The following is a 26,660-nucleotide window of genomic DNA, read 5'->3' as shown; positions in this document are numbered from 1 at the left end:
TGTCCTTGAAGCGTGTGCCGTGACGGGGGGGACATGGGGGCTCCCTTCCGGCCGGGGTAAGGGTGTTTGTAGACGGGTCTGCCAAGAGGCCGGTGGCCTCCGTTCACCAGGCGGCGCGGCCGAAGGCGAAGGCCCGGCCCGGCGTTGGTCCCGCGTACGCGGGCCGGATCCCGCTTCAGGCGACGGCGGCCAGGTCCGCGCGGCCGAACAGCAGGGCGTAGCCGCGGGGCAGGTGGGCGAGGAGGCGGTCGGTGAGGTGGTCGTCGGTGAGGGTGGTGAGGGCGGCCAGGACGGAGGAGGCGTCCCAGCGGGCGGCGGTGAGGCTGGTGCCCAGGGTGTGGGCGAGGCCTTCGACGAAGGCGGGGGCGGTGACGGGGTGGGGCAGGGGGATCTGGGCGGCGAAGACGGCCCGGGCCCGTTCGGGCAGGACTGCGGCGAGGTCGCAGCGTTCGTCGCCGGTGAGCTGGGAGCCGAGGAGGGCCAGGACGGCCTCCAGGACGCGTTCGGCTTCCTCGTCGCTGGGGTAGCGGCCGCTGCTGCGGACCTGCTGGAGGAGGTGGCGGTAGCGGGTCATGACCGTGGGGCCTTCCAGGGGCTGGCCGCCGGCGGGTCAGCGGCGGCGTACGGGGTGGTCAGGGTCGTGTCCCTGCGGTCGGGCGTCCGAACAGCAGGTCGTAGCCGGGCGGCAGTTGGAGCAGGATGCGCCCGGTGAGGTCGTCGCCGGCGGCGTCGGCCACCGTGGACAGGACGGCGCCGATGTCCCACACGGCGGTGGTCTCGGTGGCGCCCTCTATCCAGGCCGCGGTGGCGCGCACGAACCGTTCGGGATCGAGCGGTTCGGCTGCCTGCAGGGGGTTGAGCAGGATCAGGGCCATGGTCTCCGGCAGGCGGGCGGCCAGTTCGGCGCGCACGTCGCCGACCAGGTGGGCGCCGAGCAGGGCCAGGACGACCCGGGCCGCGCGTTCGGCCTCCTGCGGGGTGTCGTACTCACCGCGTTCCCGGACCTCCTCCAGGAACGCCTCCCATCGAAGAGTCACTGCGGGTCCTCCTTGTGGGTGAGGAGCGGACCGGGCCCGGGCGTCGCCTGAGCGGTGCGGTCAGAGGGCCGGGCCGGGGCCAGGCAGCCGCCAAGGCCCGTGAGGCTCGTAAGGCCGGGGAGGCGGAGGAGCCTGGCGACGGGGTGGGCGGCCCGTGCAGGACCAGGCGCGCGCCGGTGCACGATGAAGGTTCCGGCCGTTCATGGCGTTTCCCGGTCGCCATGGCCGGCCCGGGCGCAGGCGGCCGGGGGCCGGCAGTCGGGGGTGTTGCGGCCGCCCCTTCGATCGAGGGGGGAGAGATCGGGGCGGCCGCAACGGCATCGGGGAGCGGGTCAGGCCTGGATCTGCTTGCGGTCGCCACTGTGGCTGATCGCGACCTTGCGGGGCTTGGCCTTCTCGGCGACCGGGATCTTCAGGGTCAGCACGCCGGCGTCGTAGTCGGCGGTGATCCCGGCGGGGTCGAGGGTGTCGGAGAGCATGACCTGGCGCGAGAACACGCCGAGCGGGCGCTCGGACAGCTCCCACTTCACGTCCTCGCCCTGGTGGCGCGGCCTGCGCTCGGCCTTGACCGTCACCATGTTCCGCTCGACGTCGATGTCGATCGCCTCCGGGTCCACCCCCGGCAGGTCGAAGCAGATCACGTACTCCTCGCCGGCGCGGTAGGCGTCCAGCGGCATCGGAGCCGGACGCGACCAGGTCCCCGTGTTGCCCAGGAACTGCTGGGTCAGACGGTCCAGCTCGCGGAACGGGTCAGTGCGCAGCAGCATCGCGAAACACCTCCATGGATCGAATGGGTGCCAGTGCGCTTCACCTGACACCTTTCTAGCGCGTCATCCATCCGATGACAAGTCCGCGTGTCGCCTATAGAGTGACTGCATGAGTGAGAAGCCCCGCAGAGCCGCTGACGGTCCCCGGCCGGCCTGGCCCGCCTCGTTCCTGGCGGCCGCGGCGGCGCTGGCCGCCATCGACGACGCCGTCCGCACCGCCCGGAACCCCGCGTCCCAGCCCTCGACCGCCCCCGATGCGCAGGAAGGCCCCGACGCGCAGGAAGGCCCCGAGCAGGCCCTGGCCGCCCTGGTGCTGCTCCGCGAGCTGCGCACCGAGCTCGCCGGCTGGGAAGCCGGCCTGGTGGAGACCGCGCGGGAAGCCGGCGCCACCTGGGCCGACCTCGCCCACCCCATGGGCGTCGCCAGTCGCCAGGCCGCCGAGAACCGCTACCTGCGCCTCAAGCCCGCCGCCGGCAGCACACGGCAGGCCGGCACCGGCGCCGAACGTGTCAAGGCCGTCCGCGACCGCCGGGCCGCCGACCGAACGGTCTCCGCCTGGGCCCGCGACAACGCCGCCGAGCTGCGGATCCTCGCCGCCCGGATCACCACGACCACGCTCGCCCCCGGCGCCCGCTCCGCCCAGGCCGCCCTGACCGCCGCCCTCGGGGCCACCGACCCCGCCGACCTCATAGCGCCCCTGGCCGCCATCCGCCCCCACCTCGGCACCGGCCACGGCGACCTCGCCACCCGCCTCGACGCCCTCACCCATCACACCGCCCAGCTCCGCGATGACAGCAACCGACGCCGCGCCTGACCCCGTCGCCGCCGCCGAGAAGCGCTGGCAGGACCTCCTGGACCGGATCCACGACCTCGAAGCCCGAGTCGCCGCCACCACGAGCACCGTCAACGCCGCCCTCGGCACCCACCTCGCCCGGCTCGACGCCCTTCGCCACCAGCTCACCCGGCCCACCTGGCCGCTGCCCGCCCCCGATCCGGGCAGCTCCCGGGCCACACCGCCGGACAACCGGCCGGCCTGACAGGGCCGGGAGCCAGCGCGCGGCGGCCCGCCAGGCCGGCACGTCCGGCCTCGGCACGTGCGGCGGGGCCGCGACGGGTCGGCCCCCGTCACGGCCCCGCGGATCACGGCCCCGTGCACCCTCCCGACTCGGCTGCCCAACGGGTGGTGGGCCGGGTCCAGGGGGCGAGCGGCCAACCTCTGCCGTCGGGGCGGCAGTTGAGCGCCGCGTTGGCCGTGTCGACCGTGTCGGCTGCGTGGGTGCCGGTGGTGAAGTTGACGTTCGGGGTGTTCGGCAGGATGGCCGTGCAGTGTCGGCCGGCCTATGGAGCGGACGATATGCCCGTCGGATCGGACGGCCGCCGGGCCACCCTCACACGACATCCGCCGGGTACCCGTCCCACCCGCAGGTTCGGCCTCGGCACGGTCGAGCAGCGGGTGGACCTGCGGTTATCGAGGGCTGCCGTCGGTTCGTGAACGGGTGCCCCACTAAGCTGGGCCGGTCGGCCAGGTGGCCGATCATGCCGGGGGGAGGGGTCGGGACGTGACCTTGCTGGAGAACGATCCGCGAGAGATCGGCGGGTACCTCCTGGAGGGCAGGCTCGGCGCGGGCGGGATGGGTGTGGTGTACCGCGCCCGGTCGGTGTCCGGGCGTCAGGTGGCGGTGAAGGTGATCCGGCCCGAGCTGGCCGCGGACGCCGAGTTCCGGGCCCGGTTCCGGCAGGAGGTCGCGGCCGCGCGCAAGGTCAGCGGGGCGTTCACCGCGCCCGTGCTCGACGCGGACGCCGACGCGCCGGCTCCCTGGCTGGTGACGCTCTTCATCGCCGGTCCCTCGCTGGGAGAACGGGTCTCCGGCCAGGGCCCGTTGACCCCGCCCGAGGTTCGCAGGCTGGCCGCCGGGCTGGCCGAGGCGCTGCGGGAGATCCATCGCGCCGGGCTCGTGCACCGCGACCTCAAGCCCGGCAACGTGCTGCTCGCCGAGGACGGCCCGCGCGTCATCGACTTCGGCATCGCCAAGGCCGCCGGCGAGACCCAGCTGACCAGCACCGGAGTGGCCGTCGGCACCCCGCCGTTCATGGCGCCCGAGCAGTTCCGCAGTGGTACGGCGACGGCGGCCACGGACGTGTTCGCGCTGGGCTCGGTGCTCGCCTTCGCGGCCACCGGGCACGGGCCGTTCGGCGCGGACTCCTCGCATGCGGTGGGGTTCCGGGTGGTGTACGAGGAGCCGGACCTGACCGGGCTCGCGGCGGAGCTGCGTCCGCTGGTGGCCGCCTGCCTGGCCAAGGATCCGGAGCAACGGCCCACGGTGGAGCGATTGTTGGGGCTTGCTGCGCAGGGTGAGCGGCATCGGACGGTTCGGTTTCGGACGGGGCCGGTGACGCCGACGGCGGCGGCCCCGGCGGTGGCCGGTCCGGCGGCGGCCGGTCCGGTGGCGCCCACGCCTACGGCCCCGGCGGCTCTGCTCGCGGCGGTGGCTCCTCCGGCTCCGGTGATCGCGACGCCGACCGTGGCGCCGACCGCGACGCCGGCCACTGCGCCCGCCGAGGCCGCAGCGCCGACGGGCCCGGTCCCACCGGTCGTCCCCTCGTACATGGCGGCCCCCTCCACCCGCCCGTCCCTCGCCGACGCCAACACGCGCCCTCGCAGGCGCAAGGGTGTGCTGATCGGCTCAGCACTGTCCACGGTGGTCGTCGCGACGGCGGGCACCCTGGGTTTCCTCGCCTGGCAGGACCGCGCCCCGGACAAGCCGGCGCACGGCCAGAACCCCGGCCCGTCCTCCTCGGTGACGGCGACGACCGCCGCCTCCGCCTGCGGCCCCGACGGCAAGCAGGCGGTCGGCGCGGACGGGCTGCAGGTGGCCCTCGTCAAGCAGTGGCAGGCGGATTACGCCAAGGAGTGCCCGGGCGCCGGGATCACTTTCAACGGCCCCGCGAGCGGCACCGTGATGGACCAGTACGCGACCTTCAAGTCCGACGGCGTCGCCCTGGACTCCCCCATGACGGCCGATCAGCGGTCCGTCGTCGGCCGCCACTGCCCCACCGGCTACGCCTCCCAGATCCCGGTCACCGTGCTGCCGATCGCCGTGGTCTACAACGCGCCCGGGCTCAAGGGGCTGGAGTTCGACGCCCCCACGCTCGCCAAGATCTTCACCGGCAAGATCACCAAGTGGAACGACCCGGCGATCAAGGCGCTCAACTCGATCTGGAACCTGCCGGACACGCCGATCGACGTGCGGATCCCGAGCAACGAGTCGGCGTCCACCGCCATCTTCACCCAGTACCTCGCCAAGGCGGCGCCCGCCGACTTCCCGTACCAGCCGGGCCGGGCGTGGCCCGACAAGTCGCGGCCCGCGTCCGGCACGAACGCGTCCGACCTCCCCGCGTACGTCGCCGGGGCCCAGTGGTCCATGTCCTTCGTGCCGCTCCCGGACGCCGGCGCCCTCCAGAAGGCCAAGGTGAGGACCGGCGGCTCCGAGGCGGTGGAACTCACCCCCCACTCCGCAAGCATGATGGCCGCCGGGGGCTCGGTGCAGGGCACGGGCACCAACCTGACGGTCACGATCGACTACGCGAGGCCCGCCTCGGGCAGCTACCCCATCGTCGACGTCGGCTACATCGGCTTCTGCGACCACGGCGGGGCCGACCGCGCCTTCGCCGGCACCGCCGTCCTGACCAACTTCCTGGCCCACGGGCTGAGTGCGCCGGGCCAGGCGGCCGGCGAGAACCTCATGTACGGCCCGCTGCCGGATGCCCTGACGAAGCGCGTGCTGGACTCCCTGGCCCCCCTGCGGGTGAAGCCCGGTAGCCAGTAGGGCCGAGGACGGCCTGGTGGTGGGTTTCGACGACAATCCGATCGGCTGTTTTCCGCTGTCATGGTTCAACAACGGGCCGCTGACCACCGGAGCCACCCGGGCCAAATTCGGCGGCGAGGTCGGATCGAGCCTCACCTTCTGGCCCTCAATGGGTTCAGGACAACACGCCTCGGCAGGCTTCGGCCAAGCCGCGTACCAGCGGGCGGCGGCGGTCAATCCGCTGGGCGGCGGCGCCGTGTCCGCGACTCTGGCGGAGGCGGGATCGGTCACCGGATCGTGCTACTCGGTCCAGATCACCAACAACTCGTCGTCGTTCGACTGGGGCACCTACCTGTTTTTCGGCGGTCCGGGCGGCAGCCCCTGCTGACACCACCGATCGAGCTCAGGGTGGCCGAGGCGGCCGGTCCCCGCAGGCCACCTCGGCCAGTGGTCGGTGGGCGTCAGCCGCCCGCACCACGAAGGTGGCGGTCGGCGGGTCGGGATCGCTTCTCAGCGCGATCGGTACGGGCTGCCGATCCGCAGCAGGTTGCCGCTGCGGTCGACCAGCCCGAACTCCCGCATCCCGTAGGCGGTATCGGTGGGCGGCGTCAGCCGGCTGCCGGTGGCCAGGTCGCTGGGCACGCCGAGCCGCGCCCAGTCGCCGTACAGCGCGTCCGCGTCGCGGACTTGCAGGTAGCAGCTGCCGGCCGTGGCCAGCGGGTCCACTCCGGGGTCGTGACGGAAGTGCAGTTCGATCGTGCCCCGGACGACGATCAGGTAGCCGTCCTCTCCGTCCCACCGCCCGCGCGGCTCGAAGCCCAGAGGGGAGTAGAACTCCAAGGTCTCGTCCAGATCCCGGCTCGGCAGGATCGGTACCGCGTACTCGAACTCGTCCACGGCGCCCACCCTAGGGCCTCGCACCGACACGGGCCGATCGGCCTGGTCGACCGGGAGATCGCCACGATCCCGCCAACTCGCCTCGTGCGAGAGTGATCTGTCGGCCCCTCACAGCGTGGTATCCGTCGGTCGAGGGCTGTGCTCGGTCACAGCCTGGTGGCCAGAAAGACGGCTGCCGCCGCGGTGGCGGTGAGCCCGAGGTTGAGTGCGATCCGGCGGTCTTCGCCGGTCAGGTGGACGGCGATCGCGCCGGCCTGGAGGAGGACGAAGCCGGCGGCCGCGGCCGCCGCCAGCGGGGGCGCGATGCCGGTCAGCGGCGGCAGGATCAGACCGGCCGCGCCGAGCAGTTCGACCGTGCCCAGGGCTCTGAGGGCGGGCAGGGGTATGCGGTCGACCCAGCCCATCATCGGTCGCAGTCGGTCGCGGCTGCGGGTCAGCTTCAGCGTGCCCGCGTAGAGGTAGAAGAGGGCGAGCGGCCCCGCGACGATCCAGTAGGCGAGGTTCATGGTTCCCGTTCATGGGTCAGCGGTTCACACCAACCGTCGACTGCTTCAGGCGAGGTCGGTGGCGGGCACGGTGGCGTAGCGGCTCATCGCGTCGATGTTGGCCTGGGGCGTGAGCGGCCGGCCGCCGGCGAGGGTTTCCTGGAGGTCCCGGAAGTACTGCACGTACAGGTCTGGGGTGAAGGTGCTGAGCATGACGGCGGGTTGGTCGGTCGGGTTGGCGAAGGTGTGCGGGGTGCCGGGCGGAACCATCACGAGTGTGCCCGCGGGGGCGTCGTGGTCCTCGTCCCCGACGGTGAACCGCACGGTCCCGGAGAGGATGTAGAAGCCCTCGTCGTGCTGGGTGTGGCGGTGCTGCGGCGGTCCCTGGGTGTGCGGGGCGAGGACGGACTCGGCGATCGCGAGGCGGTGTCCGGTGCGGCTGCCGTCCTCCAGGACGCGCATGCGCGTGGTGCCCAGGACGATCGTCTCGCCCTCGCCGGGGCGCACCACCGAGACGGCGGGGCGGGCCTGCGGCGCGTCGGCTGCTGCTTCTTCGGTCATGGTCACCAGTGCACCCCCGAGGGTCCACCGGTGTCCAAGACCCGTCCCGCGGCGCCGATACCCGGTGGGTATCGTTGCAGCGTGGAGCTACGGACCCTGCGCTACTTCGTGGCTGTCGCCGAGGAACTCCACTTCGGCCGCGCCGCCACCCGACTGCACATCAGCCAGCCGCCGCTGAGCCGGGCGATCAAGCGCTTGGAGGCCGATGTCGGGGCCCTGCTGTTCGCCCGCTCGCCCACCGGCGTCACGCTCACCCCGGTGGGCGCGGTGCTGCTCGACGAGGCGCGGGCCCTGCTCGACCACGCCGACCGCGTCCGTGCACGCATGAGCTCGGCGGCCGGCGCCGCGACCATCACCGTCGGCATCCTGGGCGACGGCACCGACCCGGGAGTGTCCAGGCTGGCCGCCGCCTACCGCCGGGCCCACCCCGGCATCGACATCCGCATCCGCGACACCGATCTGACCGACCCGACCTGCGGGCTGCGCGCCGGACTGGTCGACGTCGCCCTGACCCGGGCGCCGTTCGACGAGACCGCCCTGACGGTGCGTGTGCTGCGAACCGATCCGGTCGGCGTGGTCCTGCGTGCCGACGATCCGCTGGCCCGCCGTGACCGGCTGCGGCTGGCCGAGCTGGGCGACCGCCGGTGGTTCCGGTTCCCGCCGGGCACCGACCCCCTCTGGCAGGCGTACTGGAACGGCGGCACGCCGCGCGAGGGCCCGGTGGTGCGCGCTGTCCAGGAGTGCCTGCACGCCGTGTTGTGGAACGGCACGGTCGGCCTCGCCCCGCTCGGGCACGAGCTGCCCCCGGAGTTGGCGGTCGTACCGCTGACCGACATGGCGCCCAGCCGCGTGGTGGCGGTGTGGAACGAAGGCGACGCCAACCCGCTGATCCGGTCCTTCATCGAGATCGCGACAGCCGCCTACCGGCACTGAGCGCGGCAACCGGTCCTGCCAGCACTGCCGGTGCTGCCGGTGCTGCCGGTGCTCGGCGGTGTCGAGGCGATGCGGTTCCTGCGGAGTGCGTGGAGGGTCGCCGGTCCTCAACGAAGCTTCCACAACCGTTTGGTCCGGAGTGAGGCTCTTGACCCTCACGTGGCGTCAGGCTGCATAGTCGGTGCCGTGGATGATCACTGGACCGTGGGACGCGTGGCCGAGCTCGCCGACGTGAGCGTCCGCACGCTGCATCACTATGACGAGATCGGGCTCGTCCGACCGTCTGCGCGGACCGTGGCCGGGTACCGGGCCTACTCGGCGGGCGATGTGGAGCGGCTGCGGGAGGTGTTGGCCTATCGGCGGTTGGGTTTCGGGCTGCGGGAAGTAGCGGAACTGGTCGACGACCCGTCCACCGACGCGGTCGCGCACCTGCGCCGACTGCGTGGCCTGCAGCTGGAGCGGCGTGATCGTGCTGACGCCATGGTGGCGGCCATCGACAGGGAACTTGAGGCACGAGCGAAGGGACTGAAGGTGACACCGGAGGAGCAACTGGAGATGCTCGGTGCACGGCTGTACGACGCGATCGGCGGCGCCTACCTCGCGACACGGCGTACCGATCCGCGCATCGCCGCGCAGATCTGGGACGCGCTCGGGGACGCGCAGACGGTGCTGAACGTCGGGGCCGGCACCGGCTCCTACGAGCCCGTTGATCGCGACGTGACGGCGGTGGAGCCATCGGCGGTCATGCGAGGGCAGCGGCCTGCCGGCTCGGCGCCGTGCGTGGCCGCCGCCGCGGAGAGCCTGCCGTTCGAGGACCACTCTTTCGACGTCGCGATGGCCGTCTCCACCGTTCACCACTGGGGGGACCCGATAGCGGGGCTGCGCGAGATGCGGCGCGTGGCCCGCCGTGTGCTGGTGCTCACGTTCGACACTGACGAGCCCGGGTGGCAGGACCGGTTCTGGCTCACCCGCGACTACCTGCCCGAGTTCGCCGCCGTTCTCACAGGATTTCCCTCGCTTGCCGGGATGGCCGACGCGATCGGCGCCCGCGCTGAGCCGGTGCCCATCCCGTGGGACTGCGCTGACGGCCTGTTCGAGGCTTATTGGCGCCGCCCGGAGGCGTATCTGGAGGATCCCGTGCGCCGTGCGACGTCGGTGTGGACGAGAGTCGGGCCGGAGGCCGAGCAGCGGGCGGTACGAAGCCTTGGCGACGACCTCGAATCCGGCCGGTGGGCCGAGCGCAACAGCCACCTCGCCGACCTCGACGCGACAGATCTCGGCCTCCGCCTGCTCATAGCTTGAACCGCGTGCCAGCGTCAGTGTCATGGCGGCTCCTGGACGGCCCGCCGGCCACGAGAACACGCTTGCGTTCGTTGCTCGCTCCTCCGGCCGGACCCGGCCCAGCGCGGCCGGGTCCGGCCGGAGGAGCTCCGCGACAACCCCGTTTCCCGCATCGGGGACACAGGCGGACACCGACGTGCCGTCGACGATGCGCCCGGCATCTGCGCGGAAGCGCTGCCGCCGCTTCACCTGGACGACGGCCCGATGCGATCGATGACTCACTCAGAGCGGTGGCGGTCGGTGTCGGGGGTCGGCCGGTGGGTGGGGTGGGGGCACGGGCGGTGCCGGCCGCCGGCGGGTGGGGCGGGCGGTCGGCACGGTGCGGGGGTCGTCAGATCGCCGCGAGTGCGAGCGGGGCGACCTTCGAGATGACGCCGAGGGCGTCGTCCCAGAAGGAGTCGGCCTCGACGCCGGCGGCGGAGCCGAGCGAACCTGCGGGGGTGCCGGCGCGGTAGACCGGCGGAGCCAGCTTCGGGAGCTGCGGGGCGGGGGACCACGTCGGGTGTTCCTCGCGGACATCTTCGTTGATCATTTCCGCTCATCCTTTCTCGGGTGTGGGTGGCGCGGGGCGGTACTGGTCAGAGGGCGAAGCCGTCCATGACCATCGGGGGGTTCAGGTTCACGTCGTCCCAGATGGAGTCGGCCTCGACGCCGGCCGCGGAGCCGGGCGAACCTGCGGGGGTGCCGGCGCGGTGGACCGGCGGAGCGAGCTTCGGGAGCTGCGGGGCGGGGGACCGCGTCCGGCGCTCCTCGCGGGCTTCTTCGTGGATCATTTCCGCTCATCCCTTTCGGTGCGGTGTCAGCGCCGGCCGCCGATGGCAGGGGACGGTGGCGGCAGGCAGCCGGGAGTGGGGGCGCCGCCGCAGGCCCAGGGGGCCGGGTCCGAGAAGCTCGGGCCGTACATGCCGCCGGGGCCGTCCATGATTGCCGTGGACGGTTCGGTGGTGGAAGGTGCGCCGGTCGTCCCGGTGGCCGGGCCCGCGCCCGCGCCCGCCTCGGCTTCGGCGACGGCGATGGCGCCTGCGGGGCCGGGCGGCATCACACGGCCGACGAAGCCGCGGATCACGTTGGTGGGCGGCATGGCCGGGTTCAGGCTGTCGTCCACGCTGGGGACCACCTTGATCACCTTCAGGTAGGCGTCGTAGCCCTGACTGCGGTCGATCGGTCGTACCTGGGGCGGCTGCTGGTCCATGGTTCTTCCTCTCCTGCTCGGCGTTCCGGTGGCCGGTCCCCGGTGGACGCGTCACCGGACGGGTGCCGACGGCAGAGGGCTCGGGTTCTGCCGTCGGCGTGGGCGCCTCGTCAGAGGAACTTGGAAGCGGTGTTCAGCACGGTGCCCAGGATGTTCCCCCAGTCGAAGTTGGCTTCAACGCCCTGCGCGCCGTCCTGGGCGCCGCCGGTGGTGCCGGTGCGGTCGACCGGCGGAGCCAGCTTCGGGAGCTGCGGGGCGGGGGACCATGCGTGGCGCTCCTCGCGGACTTCTTCGTTGATCATTTCCGGTCATCCCTTCTTCTTTTGCTTGCCTGTTGTGCCTGGCTGTGTGCCTACTCGTGTTCCGGTTCTGTTCGGTGTTCGCCGGGTCAGGGGCCGGGCCGTCACAGGGCCGCGTAGCACATGCTCCGGGCCGGGCCGGTCAGCCCGGCGCACGCCGACCGGGACGCCTCGACGCCCGGACCACCGGCTCGGCGACCGGCCCCGGCCTGGTCGTCGCGCCGGACCGGCGGGGCCAGCGCCGGCAGGTAGCGGTCGGGCTTGCGCTGTGTTTCGAGGGTCTTCATGATCCGCCTCCTCCTGGTGGCGCCGCGGGCTCAGGACTCGATGAACTGGTGGGCCGGCGCCAGGGTGACGGGGAACTCGTCGCTGACGTCGATCGTGAACAGCATGTTCACCCGCGCGCGCCGCTCGTTCTCCGGGTCGAAGAAGCTCACCCTCACGTCCTGGCAGTCCGAGCCCATGCGGCAGTACGGGCTCTTCGTGACGGAAACGCTGTCGATGCAGTACAGGCTGGGCTTGTCCTGGTCCTCGGTGCTGGGGATGTCCTGACCGAGGAGCATGGCCCGGCTGATGGTCTTGGCGACCGAGAACGCGTTCGTCCCGGCGGCGTTCAGTGCCCGGTCGGCAGAGGTCTGCCCGAGGTTGCGGAACTGGTAGTAGACCTTGTCGAGGAACGCGATCATGGTCTTCTGGATGTACAGCTCGTTGATCGTCACCTTCTGCTGCTCGGCCTCCTTCTTGACGGCCTGCACCACGGCGTCCACCAGCTGCTTCTCGTACCAGATGTAGACGCCACGGCTCTTGATCTCGATGACGGGCACGACCTGCCCGGAGAACAGCCGGACCGTCCGGTCGGTCAGCCGGCCGGGGACCGAGATCCGGGAGATGTAGCCGTCCTCGGTGGCCAGCAGGTGCTGGCCGAGGTACGCGTCGCGGAACGACCGGTAGATCATCGACACCGGGGGCGCAGGTCCGTCGAGCGACATCAGCAGGTCCGTGAGCTTGGCGGGATCGGCCACGAGCGCCTGCGCCTGGGCCCGGTACCTGACGGGATCGTCGAGCTCCTGCAACTGCTCCGGCGTGCGGCCGGTCCTGAGCAGGGTGTCCAGGGGTGTGTTGGGCCAGTCCATGCCGACCGGGAGTTCGGCCTCCATCGCGTAGACCGGGGTGCTCTCCAGGTTCAGCGTCCAGGTGACCTTGTCGGAGGCCCACGGGTTGACCGTCAGGTAGTCGTGCAGCTGCTGGGCGTCGTACGGGTTGGCCGGCGATTCGGGCACCGAGCCCCCGGCCTCCTTGCCCTGGACGGGGTCCATCAGCTGGCGGAAGCTGTCCCGACGGGCCTCGGTCTGGAAGTCCACGCCGACCTGGCCGATCGCGAACACCAGCGGCCGGTCGTTGGTGGAGGCGCAGGACGGCCGGACCCCGCCCTGACAGGCGCAGGGGGCCTGGGACAGCCGGCCCGAGTCGGGCGGAAGGGTGGCCGGTGCGGTGGGTACGGCGGCCGCCGGCGCGGGCGGCGAGCTGGCAGCGGTGGGTACGGGCGCGGCAGGTACGGGCGCCGCGAGTACGGGCGCCGCCGGGGCGAAGCCGGATGCGGTGGCACCGGCGACCGCGGCCTGAGCCGGGGCCGGCGCGGAAGGCGGGACGGGGACGGGGCTGACGGGCGGCGTGCCCGGAGCGGCGGCAGCCGCCACGCCGGCGCTCACTCCGGCGCCGGCGCCGGCCGGTGCGACGGCCGGAGCAGCAGCCGGGGCAACAGCCGCGGCAGCCGCCGGGACAGCGGCCGGCGCGAAGGCTTCGTACGGTGCGCTCTGCGCGATCGGCGCCGCCTGGGCGGTGACGGCGGGAACACTCTCGGTGTCCATGGTGCTGGCTCCCTCGTGCGAGTCGGAAGGGAAGGTCCCGAGCGACGAGGGTGCGCCGATCGCGGCGGCCCCGGCCTCGGGGGAGGGGGTGGTGCGGACGCCGTCCGCGGTGGTCTCGGCGGCCGACCGACGGGCCGTCAGGTCTTCGCGGGTGATCAGCTCGTACGCCCGGGCTGCATTCAGGTGCCCGACCAGCAGGCGCCGGCACTCGGGCGCCTCGGCGGGCGCACAGGGCGCGCCGGCCGCGCCCTGCAGAATGGCCCGACCGGCGGCCAACGGGTCGGCGCGGTGTCCCGCGCGCACCTGCGCGCCGACCAGCAGGGCGGCAACCCCGGAGACCAGTGGTGTGGCGAAGCTGCTTCCGGTGAGGGCCGTGCGCCCCCCGCCCGGCGCGGCGCCCTCGATGCCCTGCCCGGGCGCCAGGACGCCGTTGGTCGCGTACGCGGAGCCCCAGTTGCTCGACTCCAGCGGTTCGCCGCCGGGCCCGGCCGCGCCGACGGCGAGCACCGTCGGGACGGCGGCCGGCACCTGTTCGCAGTCGCAGCCGTCGTTGCCGACGGCCGCGACCACCAGGACGCCGCTCTCGTCGCACAGTCGCAGCGCCCGCTCCAGCATGGCGTCCGCCTGGGCGTCCCGACTGGGCTCGCCGCCGCTGATGTTGACGATGTGCGCGCCCTCCTGGACGGCGCGCTCGACGGCCCGCGCCAGGTCGAGCTGGGGCACCCGGCCCTCCCCCGCGTCGGTGAACACCGGGAGGATCAGGCCGCGGCACCGCGGTGCGAGGCCGGTCACCGGGCTGCCGGGCTGGCCGAAGAGCAGGCTCGCGACATGGGTGCCGTGCAGGGACATCCGGCCGCCGCCGGCCGGCTCGGTGACGAGCGTGTCGAGCCGGGTGAGGTCCGCCCCGTCGAAGCACGGGTGTGACAGGTCGACGGGGCCGTCCAGGACCGCGATGCACACGGCCGGGTCGCCCAGGAGATCGTCCTCCGGGGCTCGGCTGCCGTACAGCACCGCTCTGGCCTCCATGTGGCATCGCCCTTCTCGGGGGTCGGGGACCTTCCCGGGCGTCGGGGTCCTTTCCAGGGGGCGGGGCCCTTCCCGGCGGTCGGGCCGGCCTGCTGCGGAGCCCGCAGCAACTGCTGAAAGTCAACGAGCCCGGGCGTGCGGCGGGCGTGCTCCGGAGCGTCACGGTGGCGGGCCGAGCACCGTCACGGCTCCGTCCCGCCGGCGTTGCGATCGGCACGGCGAGGAGGTGTGCCCGTCGCCCGAGCGGCCACCCATCCGGCCTCGCCGTGACGGTCTGTGACCCGTCGTGGTGGCGCCACCCGTCGGAGTCGAGCCGTCTCGCCCCGTCAACACCCGTGCGACGCTGGGCTGCTGGGCGGTCCCGGGCCGTCCACCGGCGGCCTCGTGACGCTCGGCGACGAGCCTCCGGCACGCCCGGACGACGCACGCGGGACGCTTGCGCAACGTCCCTGCGACGGTGGCGAAGCACTCGCACGACGCAGCGTGCGATGGCGAACGAACGCGCTGGTCACGCGGCGCGCTCGGGTCCGCAGCGGCTCCGAGGGGGTGCGCGGAACGGTCCGTCGGGGCAGAGTGGGGGTTGTGTTCTGGGATGGTCCGGGCATCGAACTGCTGCGGGGCTTCGAGGCCACCGACGCCGGAGGCCGTGTCCTCCTTCCGGTGAGTGCTCAGCACCTGCTGGCGTTCCTGGCCCTGCATGACGACGGCGTCCAGCGCGTCGCCGTGGCCGAGCGGCTCTGGCCTGATTCGACGCAATGCCGCGCCGCGGCGAACCTGCGTGCCGCGCTGTACCATGCGCGGCACGAGGGCTCGGCGATCCCGATCGAGACCACCGGGCGGTGGCTGCGCCTCTCGCCCGCCGTCCGGGTGGACCTGCGCGACGCGCGACGCAGTGCACGGCAAGTGGTGGCCGGGCTCAGTCAGTTGCCCGCCAGCTGCGACGACCTGGTGGACGACCTCGCCGCCGAGCTGCTGCCCGGCTGGGAGGAGGAGTGGCTCAGCCTGGAGCGCGAGCGCTGGGACCAGCTGCGGCTGTACGCGCTGGAGAGCCTGGCCCGCCAACTATGCGCCGCCGAGCGGTACTTGGCTGCGCTCCAGACCGCGCTCGCGGCGATCGCGATCGACCCCGTGCGCGAGACGGCGCATCGGATCGTGGTCGAGGTGCACCTTGCCGAGGGCAACATCGCCAGCGCACTGCACTCCTACCAGCGGTACCGTTCGTTCCTCCAGCGGGAGCTCAACGTCGCTCCCTCGCCGAAGATGACAGGCCTGGTGCGCAACCTGCTCCGGATGTGACGGCACGTCGGCACCGCCGCCCACCGTGGGCCGGGGCGGGCGGCCTGGCCGCCGCCGGGTCGCCCGCCCGTTCCACGGGTGTTGCTCGGACTCAGCCGACCAGGAGGAACTTGGTGGTCGGCACACCCTGGATGCTGGCGCAGTCCAGGTTCGAGGTGGTGGCGCTGTAGGTCCAGCCGCGGGGGACGTCGCACGCCCACATGCCGTTGACCGGCTTGCGCAGGTGGAAGGTGGTGGAGGGGATGCCGCTTCCGTACGACAGGCTGCAGGCGGTGCTGCGGCCGACGAAGTCATAGGTGAAGGCGGGGGTGCCGACGCAGGCGGTCAGGCCGTCGTACGGGGTGCGCAGGTGGTAGGCGTTGGAGATCACGCCGGACTGCTGGCTGCACGCGTAGCCCCAGGAGATGGAGTCGTAGACGAAGGCCGGCGTGCTGATACACGCGGTCAGCCCGTCGACGGGCGTACGCAGGTGGAACTGCGGCGAGTTCCAGCTGCCGCCGCCGCTGCAGCTGCGGTTCATGGACACCTGGTCGTAGACGTAGCCGGCTGGGACGTCACAGGCCCACACCCCGTCCAGACCGGTGACGGTGGTCGCGGCGGTCGTCGCGGCGGAGGCGGGCGTGGTGGCGGCCGCGCCGGAGAGCAGCAGCGCCAGCGCGGCGAGTGCCGCTAACAGGGCGGATCGGACGGTGCGTGCGGTTCGTGCGACGGACATGGTTCTCCTTCGGTGGAGGAGTTGCTGCCGATGGATGCACGGTGCTGACGGCGATGGCTCGCGGGTGAGCGATCACTGCCGTCGAAGGTTCTAGCACGCACGGTGGACCGTCAGCCCGATGGCCCGTCCGGATCGATCATTGCGCCGACCGCCGTCTACACGCCGGTGCGCACTTCCTCCGGTTCATGTCAGCCGATCGACGTCATGGTCTGCCGCACGCCGGGGCCACGGCTGCCCACGCGTGCCCCGGCCGGGCGAATGTCACGGCGGGTGATCCGCCGTCAGAGACGTTACAACCGTGGAATGGCCCGATTCCCCGCCCCCACCCCCGCCCCCGCCCCCGCCCCCACCCCCTCCCGCCCGGCCCGCCGGGCACGGCCCCTGGTGGCCGGCCTGCTCGCCCTGGCCGCCGTCGGCGCCGCCCCGGGTACGAGCGCGCCGGCCGCACCCGCTGCCCACGCCCGACCCGACGACGGCACCACCGCGAGCGTCGTCCCGGCCGGCGCGCTGGTCCTGCAGCGCCAGTTCACCGCGGCGGCCGACGAGTTCGGCGTCCCACCCGGCCTGCTGCTGGCCCTGGCCTACCAGGAGAGCCGGTGGGAGTCCCACCGGGGTGCGCCCAGTACCACCGGCAACTACGGCGTCCTCGGGCTGACCGAGGTCGACGTCGCCGCCGAGAACGCCGCCGCCCCCGGTGAGAGGGCCACCGGACAACGCGGCGAGGACCGACCCCACCCCGCACGGCCCGCTCGGCCCACCCGGCCCCGGGTCGTCGACTCCCCGGCCCTGCACACCCTCCAGGCCGCCGCCGACCTGATCCACCGCCCGGCGGCCCAGCTGCGCACCGACAGCGCGCAGAACCTTCGCGGCGGCGCCGCCCTGCTGGCGCGCTACCGGCAGCAGAGCGGTACCGCGGGCACTGCCGACCCCGCCCACTGGTACCCCCGCCGTCGTTCGGTTCGGCCAGGCCGGGCGGGCGGGAGCGGACGGCGAGGCAGCCGGCCGCGCCTTCGCCGACCGTGTCTACGCCACCTGGCGCCAGGGCCTTTCCCGCACCACCTCCGAGGGCCAGTGGCTCACCCTGCCCGGCGTACCGGATCTCGCCCTGCCCGAACCGCCTCCGCTCCCCTCGCTCCCGGCTCCCTCGCCGTCGTCCCCGGCTCCGTTGCAGGCGTCCCAGACCCCCGAGTGCCCGCCCGGCCTGGGTTGCGACTTCATCCCCGCCGCCTACGCGCTGACCGACCCCGACGACCCCACCTCCTACGGCAACTACAACCCCGCGCACCGCCCCGACGACGGCCAGCAGATCCGCTACCTCGTCATCCACGACACCGAGAGCGACTACGCCGGCGCGCTCGCCGCCTTCCAGGACCCCCGCGAACAGGCCACCGCGCACTACCTGGTGCGCGCCGGCGACGGCCACGTCACCCAGCTGGTGCACACCAGCGACATCGCCTGGCACGCCGGCAACAAGACCGTCAACATGCACAGTGTCGGCATCGAACACGAGGGCTTCGCCCTGCCCACCGACCGCCCCACCTGGTACTCCGAACAGCTGTACCAGTCCTCGGCGGCCCTGGTGCGCTACCTCGCCGACCGCTTCGGCGTCCCGCTGGACCGCCAGCACGTCATCGGCCACGACGACGTCCCCGGCCCCACTCAGGACGCCATCGCCGACATGCACTGGGATCCCGGCACCTTCTGGGACTGGGCCCACTACTTCGACCTGCTGCACGCCCCGCTGGACGCCGGCTCCGACACACCGCCCCGCCCCGGCGACACCGTCACCATCGCCCCGCCCTTCGACACCGCCAACGAGCCCCCCGTCAGTGGGGTCTCCGCCCGCCCCGAGAACTTCGTCTACCTGCGTACCCGGCCCGCCCCGGACGCCCCGCTGATCAACAGCGCCACCACCAGGGCCGACGACTGGAGCGACAAGGCCTCCACCGGCGCCCGCTACGTCGTCGCCGACCAGCAGGGCGACTGGACGGCGATCTGGTACGACGGCCAGAGGTGCTGGTTCGCCAACCCGAACGGTCGGGCCGCGCACACCGACCGGCGCACCGGGGCCGCCGGGCCCACCACCGTGCTGGCCCCGCACCCGGGCGCCGCCACCATCCCGGTCTACGGCCGGGCCTACCCCGAGGCCGCCGCCTACACGCCCTACCCGGCCATCAAACCGCTGCCGGTGGTGGCCCTGCGCGCGACCGTCCCGGCCGGACAGGCGTACCTCGCCGTCGCCGCCACCCCCGAGCAGGCCGACTACTTCTACGACCAGAACATCAACGGCGACGCGCCCGACGACCGCACCCTGGTCGTCGGCCACGACACCTACTACCCGATCCGCTTCAACCACCGCCTGGCGTTCCTCAAGGCCACCGACGTCCAGGCGACCACCCAGTAGATCGACCGGTACGAGCCGGCCGACGCCGAGGAGGACGACCCAGGACGGACGTTCGACGGCCCGGTCGACCGGCGCATCGGATCCGGGGCGCCCGGATGTCCGAAGAGCCCCGCCGGAAGGGATTCCGGCGGGGCTCTTGGCCGTGCGGGTCCGGTGCGAACCGAACCGGTCTACTGGTCGGCCTGGACCTCGGTGGAGATCATGCGCGCTTCGGGGAGGGTCCGCGGCGGCTCGTCGCCGTACCACGCGAATTCAATGGCCGCGAGGTACCCGTCGGCCACCCAGAGGAGAATCTCCCCGAACAGGGAGCCGGCTTCGTCCACGACGATCGATCGCACCGGAACGAGGCCGGACACCACCGAGGGCGGTGCGCCTTCCCGTACCCGTACGTCGACGCTCGCCGATTCCGGACCCCACTGCGCGTACACCTCGACGAGGTCGATCTGGGCCAGCAGCTCGGCTGCCCCGGGAAATTCCTGCGAGAGTACCAGTTGGAGCACGCCCCTCTCCCTGGAGTTCAGGGGTCGGGGTGTGATGGCAACCGTCATGGTGGGGGCCTCCGGAACATCGCCCGCGGGGGCGGGAAGTAGCAAATTCACTGTCACGTTCGAGGTTGCTTGCGGCGCCCTCGCGCAAGGCTACGGGGTTCCGGGGAACTTCGCCCGGATGAATGCCGTGCCGAGCCGCGGTACTCCGTTGACCACCGCTCCTCGGATCGTCACCACCTCGCCCTCGATCACGCGGGTGACCTCGTAGAGTCCGCTGGCGGGCAGGTCCGTGGCGCTGTGCAGGCTGTCCATGACCATGCGAAGGGCCTGTTCGCGGCCTCCGGCCTTGGCGATGATGTCACCGAACCCGTGCTTCGCCACGTCGATGACGTGCACGAGGTTGTCCTCCGTGTTCCACGTCTTCCACGCGTCCTCCAGAACCTCCGTCGTGATGCCGCAGGCCGGCGCCGTGTTGTGCACGAGCACCGGGGTGTTCCCGGCGATCACGTAGTAGGTGTGGATGCCGCGGACCGTGAGGTTGTAGGCGGGCTGGACAGTGCTCCACGTCCTGGCGGACGACACCGTCGCGGTGCCTGCCGGGGCGGTCAGCTTCTCTCCGCCGGTGATCTCGCCGGCGTCGACCCAGGCCGCACGGTTCTGCGACCAGAACGGGTGGTGGGCCGTCGCCGTGATGCTGCCGGAGTTGCCCTTGCCGTCCGCGACGACCAGGTCGACGAACTCGCGGTCGTCCGGGGTGTAGATGGTGGCGTCGACCGGCCTGGGGCCGGTCTCCCCGGTCTGGGGATCCGTGGCGAGGACGCGGTCCCCGACGCGTATCTGCTCGATGGGCCGGGCGGTGCCGTCGGCCATCAGGACGCGGGTGCCGGCGGGGAAGCTGTTCGGCCTGATCAGGCAGGTCCCGGGGACCTTGGAGAACAGCTTCTCCAGGAAGCCCAGGACCTTCGCGCCGCCGGGGATCTTCTCGGCCCACTTGGCGAGCTTGGCGACTGCGGCGGCGTCTCCGGCCAGCGGGATGGCGCTGAGGCAGGCCATGGTCGCGTTCGCGACGTCCTTCTGCAGCGCGTAGATGCCGCAGTTGATGAGGGCTGCGCTGGTACCGATGCCGGGGACCAGCGAGACGATGTCCAGCAGGCCGTGGACGACGCCGAGGGCGGTGTCCATCCAGCTGGAGCCGCCGCTCTCCCCGATCTGCTTGCGGAGTTCGGCCTCCAGGTTCGCTTCGGTCGCCTTCTGCGCGGCCTCGGCCTCGGCCTTCAGCTTCGCGTCGGTCTGGGCTTCCTCGGCGGCCTGCCGCGCGGCTTCCTGCTCCGCTTCGTGCTTCGTCGTGTAGGCCTGGAAGGCGTTGGTCGCCGCCTGTGCCGCGACCAGCTTGTCCTGCCCTGCCGCCTCCGCGTCGGCCCGCGCCTGGGCGGCCGACTGGTAGGCACTGGCGGCGGAGACCTGCGCGGAGTTCGCGGAGGCCTGGGCCTTCTGCGCCGAGTACGCCGCGGACGCGGCGGACTTCCGCGCCGAGGCCTCGGCAGCCGTGGCGGTCTTGGCCGATTCGGCGGCCTTCTGCGCGCTCGTGGCGGCCGCGTCCGCCTTGGCGCGAGCGTCGGCCGCGTAACCGGCGGCCTGGTCTGCTGCCGCCTTGGCCTGGTCGGAGGCGGCCTTCGCCTCGTCGGCGGCGTTGCGGGCGACGGCAGCGGCCTGGACGGCCTGGGCGGCGCTCTGCTGGGCGTAGGCCGTGACGGCCGACGCCTCGGCGATCATCCGCTCGATCTCGGCCTTGTGGGTCGCCGCCAGCGCGTCCTTGCGCGCAGCGGTGTACTGGCCGGTCTCGATGAAGGTGCGCAGGACGTCGGGCGGACCTTCGAGCGCGACCTGCGCGGCGGCCTTGACCTCGGCCCCGCCGGACGCGCGCAGCCCTGCGGCCTTGACCTGGTCGTCGGAGAGCTGGGCGAGGTAGCGGCCGTTGTTCAGGAAGTCGCGCAGGGCGTCGACGCTGCCGTTGAGTGCGGCGCGCCCAGCTGCCTGGACGCTGGGACCGCCGTCGTTGACGATCTTGGCGACACTGAGCTGGAAGTCGGGGGCCGCTGCCTGGTACTGACCGGTACTCAGGAATGCGGCCACCGCGTTGGCGTCGCCCTTGAGGGCGGTGGTGGCCGCGGCGCGGACGGCGGGCAGCTCCGAGCCGGCCGCGAGGTTCGAGACCCGCTCCCGGTTGTCGAGGTCGATCGCCTGGCGCCGTCCCGAACGGACGTACTCCAGCACCGTCGTGTCGTCCCCGGCGACTGCGGTCCGCGCGGCGGCGCTTTCCCACGGCCCGGCGATCTTCATGGACAGGACGGCGAGCTTGCGCCCGTCCGTGGCGACCATGGCGGTGTCGGGATTCGGCTGGGTGAGTGCTGCGGCCAGACGGTCCGCCTCGTCCTTGCTCTGGCGCAGCTGCTGGACGGCGTCGCCGATGGCGGTCTGCTTGTCGTCGTACGCAGCCTTGGCAGCCCGCGCCTTCTCCACGTCCGCTGCGGTCCGGGCTGTGAGGTCCTCGTCCTCGGCGCGCGTGGCGAGGTCGTGGACCTGGTTGGCCTTGTCGACCGCGTCCTTGGCGGTCTGCGCGGCAGCCACGGCGGCGTCCGCGTGGGCCTTGGACACGGCGGCGGCCTGCGCGGCCTCGCCCGCGTGCTGGGCGGTTTCCTGAGCGGCCAGCGCGGCGTTGTGGGCGTGCGTGGCTGCGGAGTCCGCCAATGCCTTGGCTTCGGTCGCGGCCTTCGCGGCCTCGCCCGCCAGCGACTTGGCGGCGCTCGCTGCCCGCGTCGCCTCCTGGGCCTGGCGACGCGTCGCGGCGGCGGCGGCCTTGGCCCGCGCCGACTGGGCGCCGGCCGCGGACGCGAAGCCGCCCGCCTGGTCGGCCGAGTCGGCGGCGGCCTGCGCGTTGCCGCCCGCGCTCAGCGCGGCGTCCGCGGCCTGCTGGCTGGCGGCGGCGGCCGTGTTGGCTTGCGTGAGTGAGGCGGAGGAGGCCGCAGCCGCAGTCGCGGCGGTCTCGGCCGCCGTCGCGGCCTGCGCGGCGGCATCCGCCTTGGAGCGGTCCGACGCCGCCCCGGCGGCGGCGTTGCGGGCCGCCGTCGCCGCCTGTGCCGCGCCCGCGGCGGCGTACGACGCCTGGGATGCCGCGCTGGCCGCGGTGCGCGCCGAGTTGGTGGCACTGCGGGCGGCCTTCATCGCCGTCTGGGCGGCCTCCGCCGCCCGGCCCGCGGCGTCGGCCGCGCGCCCGGCTGCTGCTCCTGCCGCGTTCGAGTCACTGCCGGCGGCCGCGGTCTCGGCCGCAGCCTTCGCAGCCGACTCCTTGGCCAGCTGCGAGGCCGCCACCGCCTGGGCGGAGGCCTCCTTGGCTGCCTCCGTCTCACGCACCGCCTGGGCGGAGGCCTCCTTGGCCTGCTGCGTCAGCTGGGCGATGCTGGTGCGCTCGGCGTCACGGGCCCTGGCGACGTGCACGCCGACGGTGAGGAACTCCCGTACGTCCTCGATCGAACCGTTGATCGCCAGTCGCGCCGCGGCCTGGGTGTTGGGGCCGCCCTCGCTGAGGATCTGGACGAGCTTCACCCGGTCGTCGGCGTCGCGCGCGGTGTACTGGCCCTCGTTGACGAAGACCTGGACGTCGTCGGGGGTGCCGTTCAGCGCCGCCTTCGCGGCTGCCTGGACGCCGGGGCCGGCGCCGTTCATCAGCGAGGCGGCCTTCAGCTGCTGATCGACCTTCAGCGGCTCCTGCCAGCCGTTCTTCAGGAAGGCCTGAAGGGCGTCCGGCGTGCCCGCCAGTGCCTTGCGCGCAGCCTCCCGCACGCTGGGGCCGCCGAGCGTCAGGATCTGCGCGGCGCTGACCTGGTCGTCCTGCACCTGAGCGAGCAGCCGATCGCTGCCCAGGAACTTGCGAACGTCATCGTCCGAGCCGGTCAGCGCTGCCTCGGCCGCGGCCTTGACCGCCGCACCGCCGTCCTTCCAGTACGCGACCACCCTGCCGCGCTCGGTCATCGGGACCGCAACTTCCTCGGGCAGCGGGTCCGCGGCTGCGAAGGGCGCGACGCCGAGCAGTCCGGCTGTCAAGGTCAGCGGCAAAAGGCGCAGACTGAGCTTTCCGGATATGGAATGCCCACCCCGCCTTCGCCACCTGGACCGGACATTCAATCCATCCACCAGAGACCCACCTCTCCACATCCACTGGCCGCACTTCGGCCTCGGGAGCATATCCGCAGATGACGTGCCGCCAGAAACGCGGAAAAGGAGCTTCCTGACGCACCGAATGGTGGGAAATTCGGGCAAAGACCTATCAACTCTGCAGGCCGGCAAGCAGCTCTCGAACTCTCGAAGCTCCCCTGGCACCCGGACCGGTGATTCAAATAGTGGCAATGCCCTAGACTGCGGGCCGTCAAGTCTTCAGGGGGACGGTAAATCGCGGGGGCGTCCGGTCGCGTCGGCCGTTTCCCATGGCTCAAGTCCTCACCCGCACCGTCCGACGTGCGGTCAAGGTCCTGTCAATCACGATGAAAGGAACGCGAGATGAAGAACGCCATAGTCCGATGGCTGGCCATCGGTGCGGTGGCCGCCGCCACGACGGTCGGCGCCGGTGCGCTCGCCAGCGCCGACACCACTCCCGCGGGTGACGCCGCCACCGCTCCGCCGGCCGTCGAGGACTTCGCCTACCCCGGCGACTCCCCGAACCCGCAGCTCAAGCTCATCCGCGGCGACGGCCACATCATGCTGGCGGACTGCAACACCGTCACCCAGATCCAGCTGTGGAGCGTCGCAGTCCCGAGCCCCAGCGGCGGCCCCGGCGTCTGCTTCCGGGTCACCGGCACCACCGGGTACCTGTCCCTCGAACTTCCGCAGACCTTCATGATCCAGACCGGGGACAAGGCCGTCCGCGCCGACCTCACCTCCGAGGGCGTGGCGCAGACCGTCGACGTCGCCAAGAACAGCTACACCACCGTCGGTCAGGCCATGGGCCAGAAGCCGACCATGCTCGTCGAGCTGCGCGTCACCGGCTGACCGGACACCACGCCAACGACCGATCACCGACCGACACAGGATCACCCATGAAGCACCGCATCCGCGGCTGGACGGCGGCCCTCGCCGCCACCGCCGCAGGCGTCTTCGGGCTGAGCGCGCTCGCCGCCGCCGACACCGCCCCGCCGCCCGCACCGCCCGCCGATGCCTCCGTGGCGCCGCCCGCGGTCGAGGACTTCTCCTACCCCGGCGCCTCCGGCATCAGCAACGTCAAGCTGCTGCGCGGCGACGGCGGCATCATGCTGGCCGACTGCTCCACGCCCACGCAGATCCAGCTGTGGACCCGCGCGCCGGGCAACACGGACAACAAGATCTGCTTCACCGCGCCCGCCGTGACCGGCTACCTGGCCCTGGAGCTGCCGGACGTGTTCGCCGCGCAGACCGCGGGCCGGGCCGTACGGGTCGGCCTCACCGCCGCCGGCGCCTCGCAGAGCACCGACGTGCCCAAGGACGGCTTCACCGGCGTCGGCGAGGGCCTGGGCCAGGCCCCGACCACCGTCGTCGAACTGCGCGTCACCGGCTGACCCCGGCTGACCTCGGCTCAGCCCGGCTCCCCCATCCTCCTCATTCGACTGGAACCCACGTGCTTCACAGGACTTCGTCCCGCCCGCTGCGAACCGGCGTGCTCATCGCGGCCGCAGCCGCCGGCGCGCTGACCACCTTCGCCTCCCCGGCCGGGGCCGTCGTCGGCGACCCCGTCACGGACGGCTCCTACGCCTACACCGCCAGGCTCGCCATCGGCGACAACCTGCGCGCCTGCACCGGCGCCCTCGTCGACCCGTCCTGGGTCATCACCGCCGCGAGCTGCCTGTCCGACGACCCCGCCCAGCCGCAGGCGCTGACCGCCGGGGCGCCGAAGTGGAAGACCACCGCCACCATCGCCGGCAAGGCTGTCGACGTCCTCGAACTCGCGCCGCGCGCCGACCGCGACCTCGTGCTGGCCCGCCTCGCCGCCCCCGTCCAGGGCGTTGCGCCGCTCGCCCTCGCCACCACCGCGCCGACCGCCGGCGAGAAGCTGCGGGTGCCCGGGTACGGGCGCACCAAGGACGAGTGGCTGCCCGGCGCCCTGCACGCGGGCGCGTTCGGCCTCGACGCCGTCCAGCCCACCACCATCGCCACCACCGGCCAGAACGGCGCCGCGATCTGCAAGGGCGACACCGGCGCCCCCGCGATCCGCGAGACCAACGGCAAGGCCGAACTCGTCGCCGTCGCCTCCCGCTCCTGGCAGGGCGGCTGCCTCGGCACCCCCGCCACCGAGACCCGCACCGGCGCGCAGTCCTCCCGCGTGGACGACCTCGCGGGGTGGGTGCAGCAGGTGCGGGCGAACGCCACCGCGCGGACCGCCAGTGCGGTGTACGACCCGGCCAAGCAGACGTCCACGGTGTTCACCGTCGACAACAAGGGCCGCGTCATGGGCGCGTACAACATCAACGGCCAGGGCTGGAGCACCTGGACGCCGATCAGCGAACGCCCGGCCGGCACGAAGCCGTTCATCGGCTCGCCCACCGCCCTGTACAACCCGGCCACCGCCGCCATCGAACTGTTCGCCGTGGACAGCGACGGCCTCATGTGGCACACCTACTACCTGGCCGACGCGCAGGGCTGGCGCGCCTGGACGGGCACGGGCACGACCAAGTTCAGCGGCGGCGCCAGCGCCGTCTACAACCCGTCCACCCGGACCGCCGAGGTCTTCGCGACCACCACCGACGGCCCCGTCGCCCACGCCTACTACACCCCGGGCATGACCGACTGGAGCCCCTGGGCGAACATCTACGACCGGAAGTTCAACGGCGCCCCCAGCGCCCTCTACAACCCGGCCACCGACGCCGTCGAGCTGTTCGCCATCGAGCGCAACAGCACCATGTACCACACCTACTGGTTCAACGACGGCAAGCCCTGGAGCGACTGGCTCCCGCTGGACGGGGCCGCCTTCGCCGGCAGCCCGAGCCTGGTCTACAACCCGTCCACGAAGACCGCCGAGGTCTTCGCGACCACCACCGACGGCCCGCTCGCCCACCGCTACTACACCCCTGGCATGACCGGCTGGAGCAACTGGAGCACCATCAACGGCGACTACCGGTTCGCCGGCGCCCCCAGCGCCCTCTACAACCCGGCCACCGACGCCATCGAGCTCTTCGCCACCGGGCGCAACTCGTTCCTGTACCACGCGTACTGGTTCAACAACGGCAAGCCGTGGAGCGCCTGGGAGGCCCTGGGCGACTGGAGGTTCGCCGCCGGCCGGATCCCGACCTCGCTGTTCAGCACCTCCTCCAACACCGTGGACGTCTTCGCCGGCGGCGCCGACGGCGCCGTGAACCACACCTCCTACAAGCCCGGCCTGCCCAAGTGGGCCCCGCTGGACACCCTGTCCGGCAGCACCCTGCCCACCAGCTGACCGGACACGCGGCGCGGTGCATCCTGGCGGCGGGGGCGGGCAACCGTCCCCGCCCCCGAGATGCTGCGTCGAGGATGGGAGCCGTTCCC

The 26,660-nt window shown here is 72.7% G+C and carries 26 protein-coding genes; 11 read left to right on the top strand and 15 right to left on the bottom strand.

The genetic code is table 11. From position 1 onward, the window contains the following. Positions 1-175 precede the first annotated feature (175 nt). The 3 genes from BX285_RS34575 to BX285_RS34565 all read right to left on the bottom strand — a co-directional run bounded on the left by BX285_RS34575 (position 176) and on the right by BX285_RS34565 (position 1,804). Positions 176-574: a DUF2267 domain-containing protein gene (locus tag BX285_RS34575; RefSeq protein WP_097240952.1), complete on the bottom strand. Its 399-nt coding sequence runs from the start codon at positions 572-574 to the stop codon at positions 176-178. Between the two features lie 58 nt (positions 575-632). Beyond that, positions 633-1,037 (bottom strand): DUF2267 domain-containing protein, encoded by a 405-nt coding sequence (locus BX285_RS34570; protein WP_097240953.1) that lies wholly within the window; start codon positions 1,035-1,037, stop codon positions 633-635. A 332-nt stretch (positions 1,038-1,369) separates the two neighbouring features. Further along, a complete protein-coding gene (locus BX285_RS34565; RefSeq protein ID WP_097240954.1) occupies positions 1,370-1,804 on the bottom strand; it encodes an Hsp20/alpha crystallin family protein in 435 nt (144 codons plus the stop codon). A 109-nt stretch (positions 1,805-1,913) separates the two neighbouring features. On the opposite strand from BX285_RS34565, the gene BX285_RS34560 reads away from it, so the two are divergent. The 4 genes from BX285_RS34560 to BX285_RS34530 all read left to right on the top strand — a co-directional run bounded on the left by BX285_RS34560 (position 1,914) and on the right by BX285_RS34530 (position 5,998). Next, positions 1,914-2,618, top strand: coding sequence for a hypothetical protein (locus BX285_RS34560; RefSeq protein ID WP_121179473.1), 705 nt, complete (start codon positions 1,914-1,916; stop codon positions 2,616-2,618). After that, entirely contained in the window at positions 2,593-2,841 is a 249-nt protein-coding gene (locus BX285_RS34555) for a hypothetical protein (RefSeq protein ID WP_121179472.1), read from the top strand. The genes BX285_RS34560 and BX285_RS34555 overlap by 26 nt, the downstream gene beginning before the upstream one ends. 522 nt (positions 2,842-3,363) lie before the next feature. Next, complete coding sequence (locus tag BX285_RS37750; protein WP_183107339.1) at positions 3,364-5,631, top strand: serine/threonine-protein kinase; 2,268 nt, start codon at positions 3,364-3,366, stop codon at positions 5,629-5,631. A gap of 16 nt (positions 5,632-5,647) precedes the next feature. After that, a complete protein-coding gene (locus BX285_RS34530; RefSeq protein WP_183107338.1) occupies positions 5,648-5,998 on the top strand; it encodes a neprosin family prolyl endopeptidase in 351 nt (116 codons plus the stop codon). A gap of 122 nt (positions 5,999-6,120) precedes the next feature. Here the strand turns inward: BX285_RS34530 and BX285_RS34525 are convergent, their stop codons facing one another. The 3 genes from BX285_RS34525 to BX285_RS34515 form a co-directional block, all read right to left on the bottom strand. Then, complete coding sequence (locus tag BX285_RS34525) at positions 6,121-6,507, bottom strand: VOC family protein (protein ID WP_147465287.1); 387 nt, start codon at positions 6,505-6,507, stop codon at positions 6,121-6,123. Between the two features lie 146 nt (positions 6,508-6,653). Next, positions 6,654-7,013 (bottom strand): DoxX family protein, encoded by a 360-nt coding sequence (locus tag BX285_RS34520; RefSeq protein WP_121179468.1) that lies wholly within the window; start codon positions 7,011-7,013, stop codon positions 6,654-6,656. 45 nt (positions 7,014-7,058) lie between these two features. Continuing rightward, the gene (locus tag BX285_RS34515) at positions 7,059-7,553 is read right to left on the bottom strand and encodes a cupin domain-containing protein (RefSeq protein ID WP_179853147.1); all 495 of its coding nucleotides are present in this window, start codon (positions 7,551-7,553) and stop codon (positions 7,059-7,061) included. An 81-nt stretch (positions 7,554-7,634) separates the two neighbouring features. Here BX285_RS34515 and BX285_RS34510 point away from each other — a divergent pair, with 81 nt between their 5' ends. Next, positions 7,635-8,486 carry a LysR family transcriptional regulator gene (locus BX285_RS34510; protein WP_259470958.1) on the top strand — a complete coding sequence of 284 codons (852 nt, stop codon included), beginning with the start codon at positions 7,635-7,637 and terminating at the stop codon, positions 8,484-8,486. A 204-nt stretch (positions 8,487-8,690) separates the two neighbouring features. After that, the gene (locus tag BX285_RS34505; protein WP_183107355.1) at positions 8,691-9,788 is read left to right on the top strand and encodes a MerR family transcriptional regulator; all 1,098 of its coding nucleotides are present in this window, start codon (positions 8,691-8,693) and stop codon (positions 9,786-9,788) included. Between the two features lie 370 nt (positions 9,789-10,158). Here the strand turns inward: BX285_RS34505 and BX285_RS37745 are convergent, their stop codons facing one another. From BX285_RS37745 to BX285_RS37740, 6 genes are all read right to left on the bottom strand, one after another. Beyond that, positions 10,159-10,359: a hypothetical protein gene (locus BX285_RS37745; RefSeq protein WP_097240963.1), complete on the bottom strand. Its 201-nt coding sequence runs from the start codon at positions 10,357-10,359 to the stop codon at positions 10,159-10,161. Positions 10,360-10,405: 46 nt separating this feature from the next. Beyond that, entirely contained in the window at positions 10,406-10,600 is a 195-nt protein-coding gene (locus BX285_RS34495) for a hypothetical protein (RefSeq protein WP_121179466.1), read from the bottom strand. A 26-nt stretch (positions 10,601-10,626) separates the two neighbouring features. Then, complete coding sequence (locus BX285_RS34490) at positions 10,627-11,019, bottom strand: hypothetical protein (protein ID WP_121179465.1); 393 nt, start codon at positions 11,017-11,019, stop codon at positions 10,627-10,629. A gap of 110 nt (positions 11,020-11,129) precedes the next feature. After that, positions 11,130-11,321, bottom strand: a complete 192-nt coding sequence (locus BX285_RS34485; protein ID WP_121179464.1) for a hypothetical protein — start codon at positions 11,319-11,321, stop codon at positions 11,130-11,132. A gap of 101 nt (positions 11,322-11,422) precedes the next feature. Beyond that, positions 11,423-11,605, bottom strand: coding sequence for a hypothetical protein (locus tag BX285_RS34480; protein WP_097240966.1), 183 nt, complete (start codon positions 11,603-11,605; stop codon positions 11,423-11,425). Between the two features lie 30 nt (positions 11,606-11,635). Beyond that, positions 11,636-14,212: a S8 family serine peptidase gene (locus BX285_RS37740; RefSeq protein WP_183107337.1), complete on the bottom strand. Its 2,577-nt coding sequence runs from the start codon at positions 14,210-14,212 to the stop codon at positions 11,636-11,638. A gap of 660 nt (positions 14,213-14,872) precedes the next feature. On the opposite strand from BX285_RS37740, the gene BX285_RS37735 reads away from it, so the two are divergent. Next, entirely contained in the window at positions 14,873-15,508 is a 636-nt protein-coding gene (locus BX285_RS37735) for a bacterial transcriptional activator domain-containing protein (protein ID WP_179853148.1), read from the top strand. Between the two features lie 91 nt (positions 15,509-15,599). On the opposite strand, the gene BX285_RS34465 is transcribed toward BX285_RS37735, so the two are convergent. Then, entirely contained in the window at positions 15,600-16,223 is a 624-nt protein-coding gene (locus BX285_RS34465) for a hypothetical protein (protein ID WP_097240969.1), read from the bottom strand. 1,165 nt (positions 16,224-17,388) lie between these two features. Here BX285_RS34465 and BX285_RS34455 point away from each other — a divergent pair. Then, on the top strand, positions 17,389-18,627 hold the full coding sequence (locus tag BX285_RS34455) for an N-acetylmuramoyl-L-alanine amidase (protein ID WP_121179461.1): 1,239 nt from the start codon (positions 17,389-17,391) through the stop codon (positions 18,625-18,627). Between the two features lie 170 nt (positions 18,628-18,797). Here the strand turns inward: BX285_RS34455 and BX285_RS34450 are convergent, their stop codons facing one another. Beyond that, a complete protein-coding gene (locus tag BX285_RS34450) occupies positions 18,798-19,127 on the bottom strand; it encodes a hypothetical protein (RefSeq protein ID WP_121179460.1) in 330 nt (109 codons plus the stop codon). 138 nt (positions 19,128-19,265) lie between these two features. Beyond that, the gene (locus BX285_RS34445) at positions 19,266-23,144 is read right to left on the bottom strand and encodes a polymorphic toxin-type HINT domain-containing protein (protein WP_183107336.1); all 3,879 of its coding nucleotides are present in this window, start codon (positions 23,142-23,144) and stop codon (positions 19,266-19,268) included. 525 nt (positions 23,145-23,669) lie between these two features. Here BX285_RS34445 and BX285_RS34440 point away from each other — a divergent pair. From BX285_RS34440 to BX285_RS34430, 3 genes are read left to right on the top strand one after another with little or no spacing between them, the layout of a single operon-like run. Next, positions 23,670-24,158: a hypothetical protein gene (locus BX285_RS34440; RefSeq protein ID WP_097240973.1), complete on the top strand. Its 489-nt coding sequence runs from the start codon at positions 23,670-23,672 to the stop codon at positions 24,156-24,158. A 47-nt stretch (positions 24,159-24,205) separates the two neighbouring features. Continuing rightward, positions 24,206-24,700 carry a hypothetical protein gene (locus BX285_RS34435; RefSeq protein ID WP_121179458.1) on the top strand — a complete coding sequence of 165 codons (495 nt, stop codon included), beginning with the start codon at positions 24,206-24,208 and terminating at the stop codon, positions 24,698-24,700. A 59-nt stretch (positions 24,701-24,759) separates the two neighbouring features. Beyond that, entirely contained in the window at positions 24,760-26,571 is a 1,812-nt protein-coding gene (locus BX285_RS34430; protein ID WP_183107335.1) for a trypsin-like serine protease, read from the top strand. The last annotated feature ends 89 nt before the right edge of the window (positions 26,572-26,660 follow it).

This window comes from Streptomyces sp. 1114.5 (assembly GCF_003635085.1).
GTDB lineage: Bacteria > Actinomycetota > Actinomycetes > Streptomycetales > Streptomycetaceae > Kitasatospora.
Note: the sequence above shows the minus strand (reverse complement) of the source record. Positions and strands in the feature narration are given on the sequence as shown.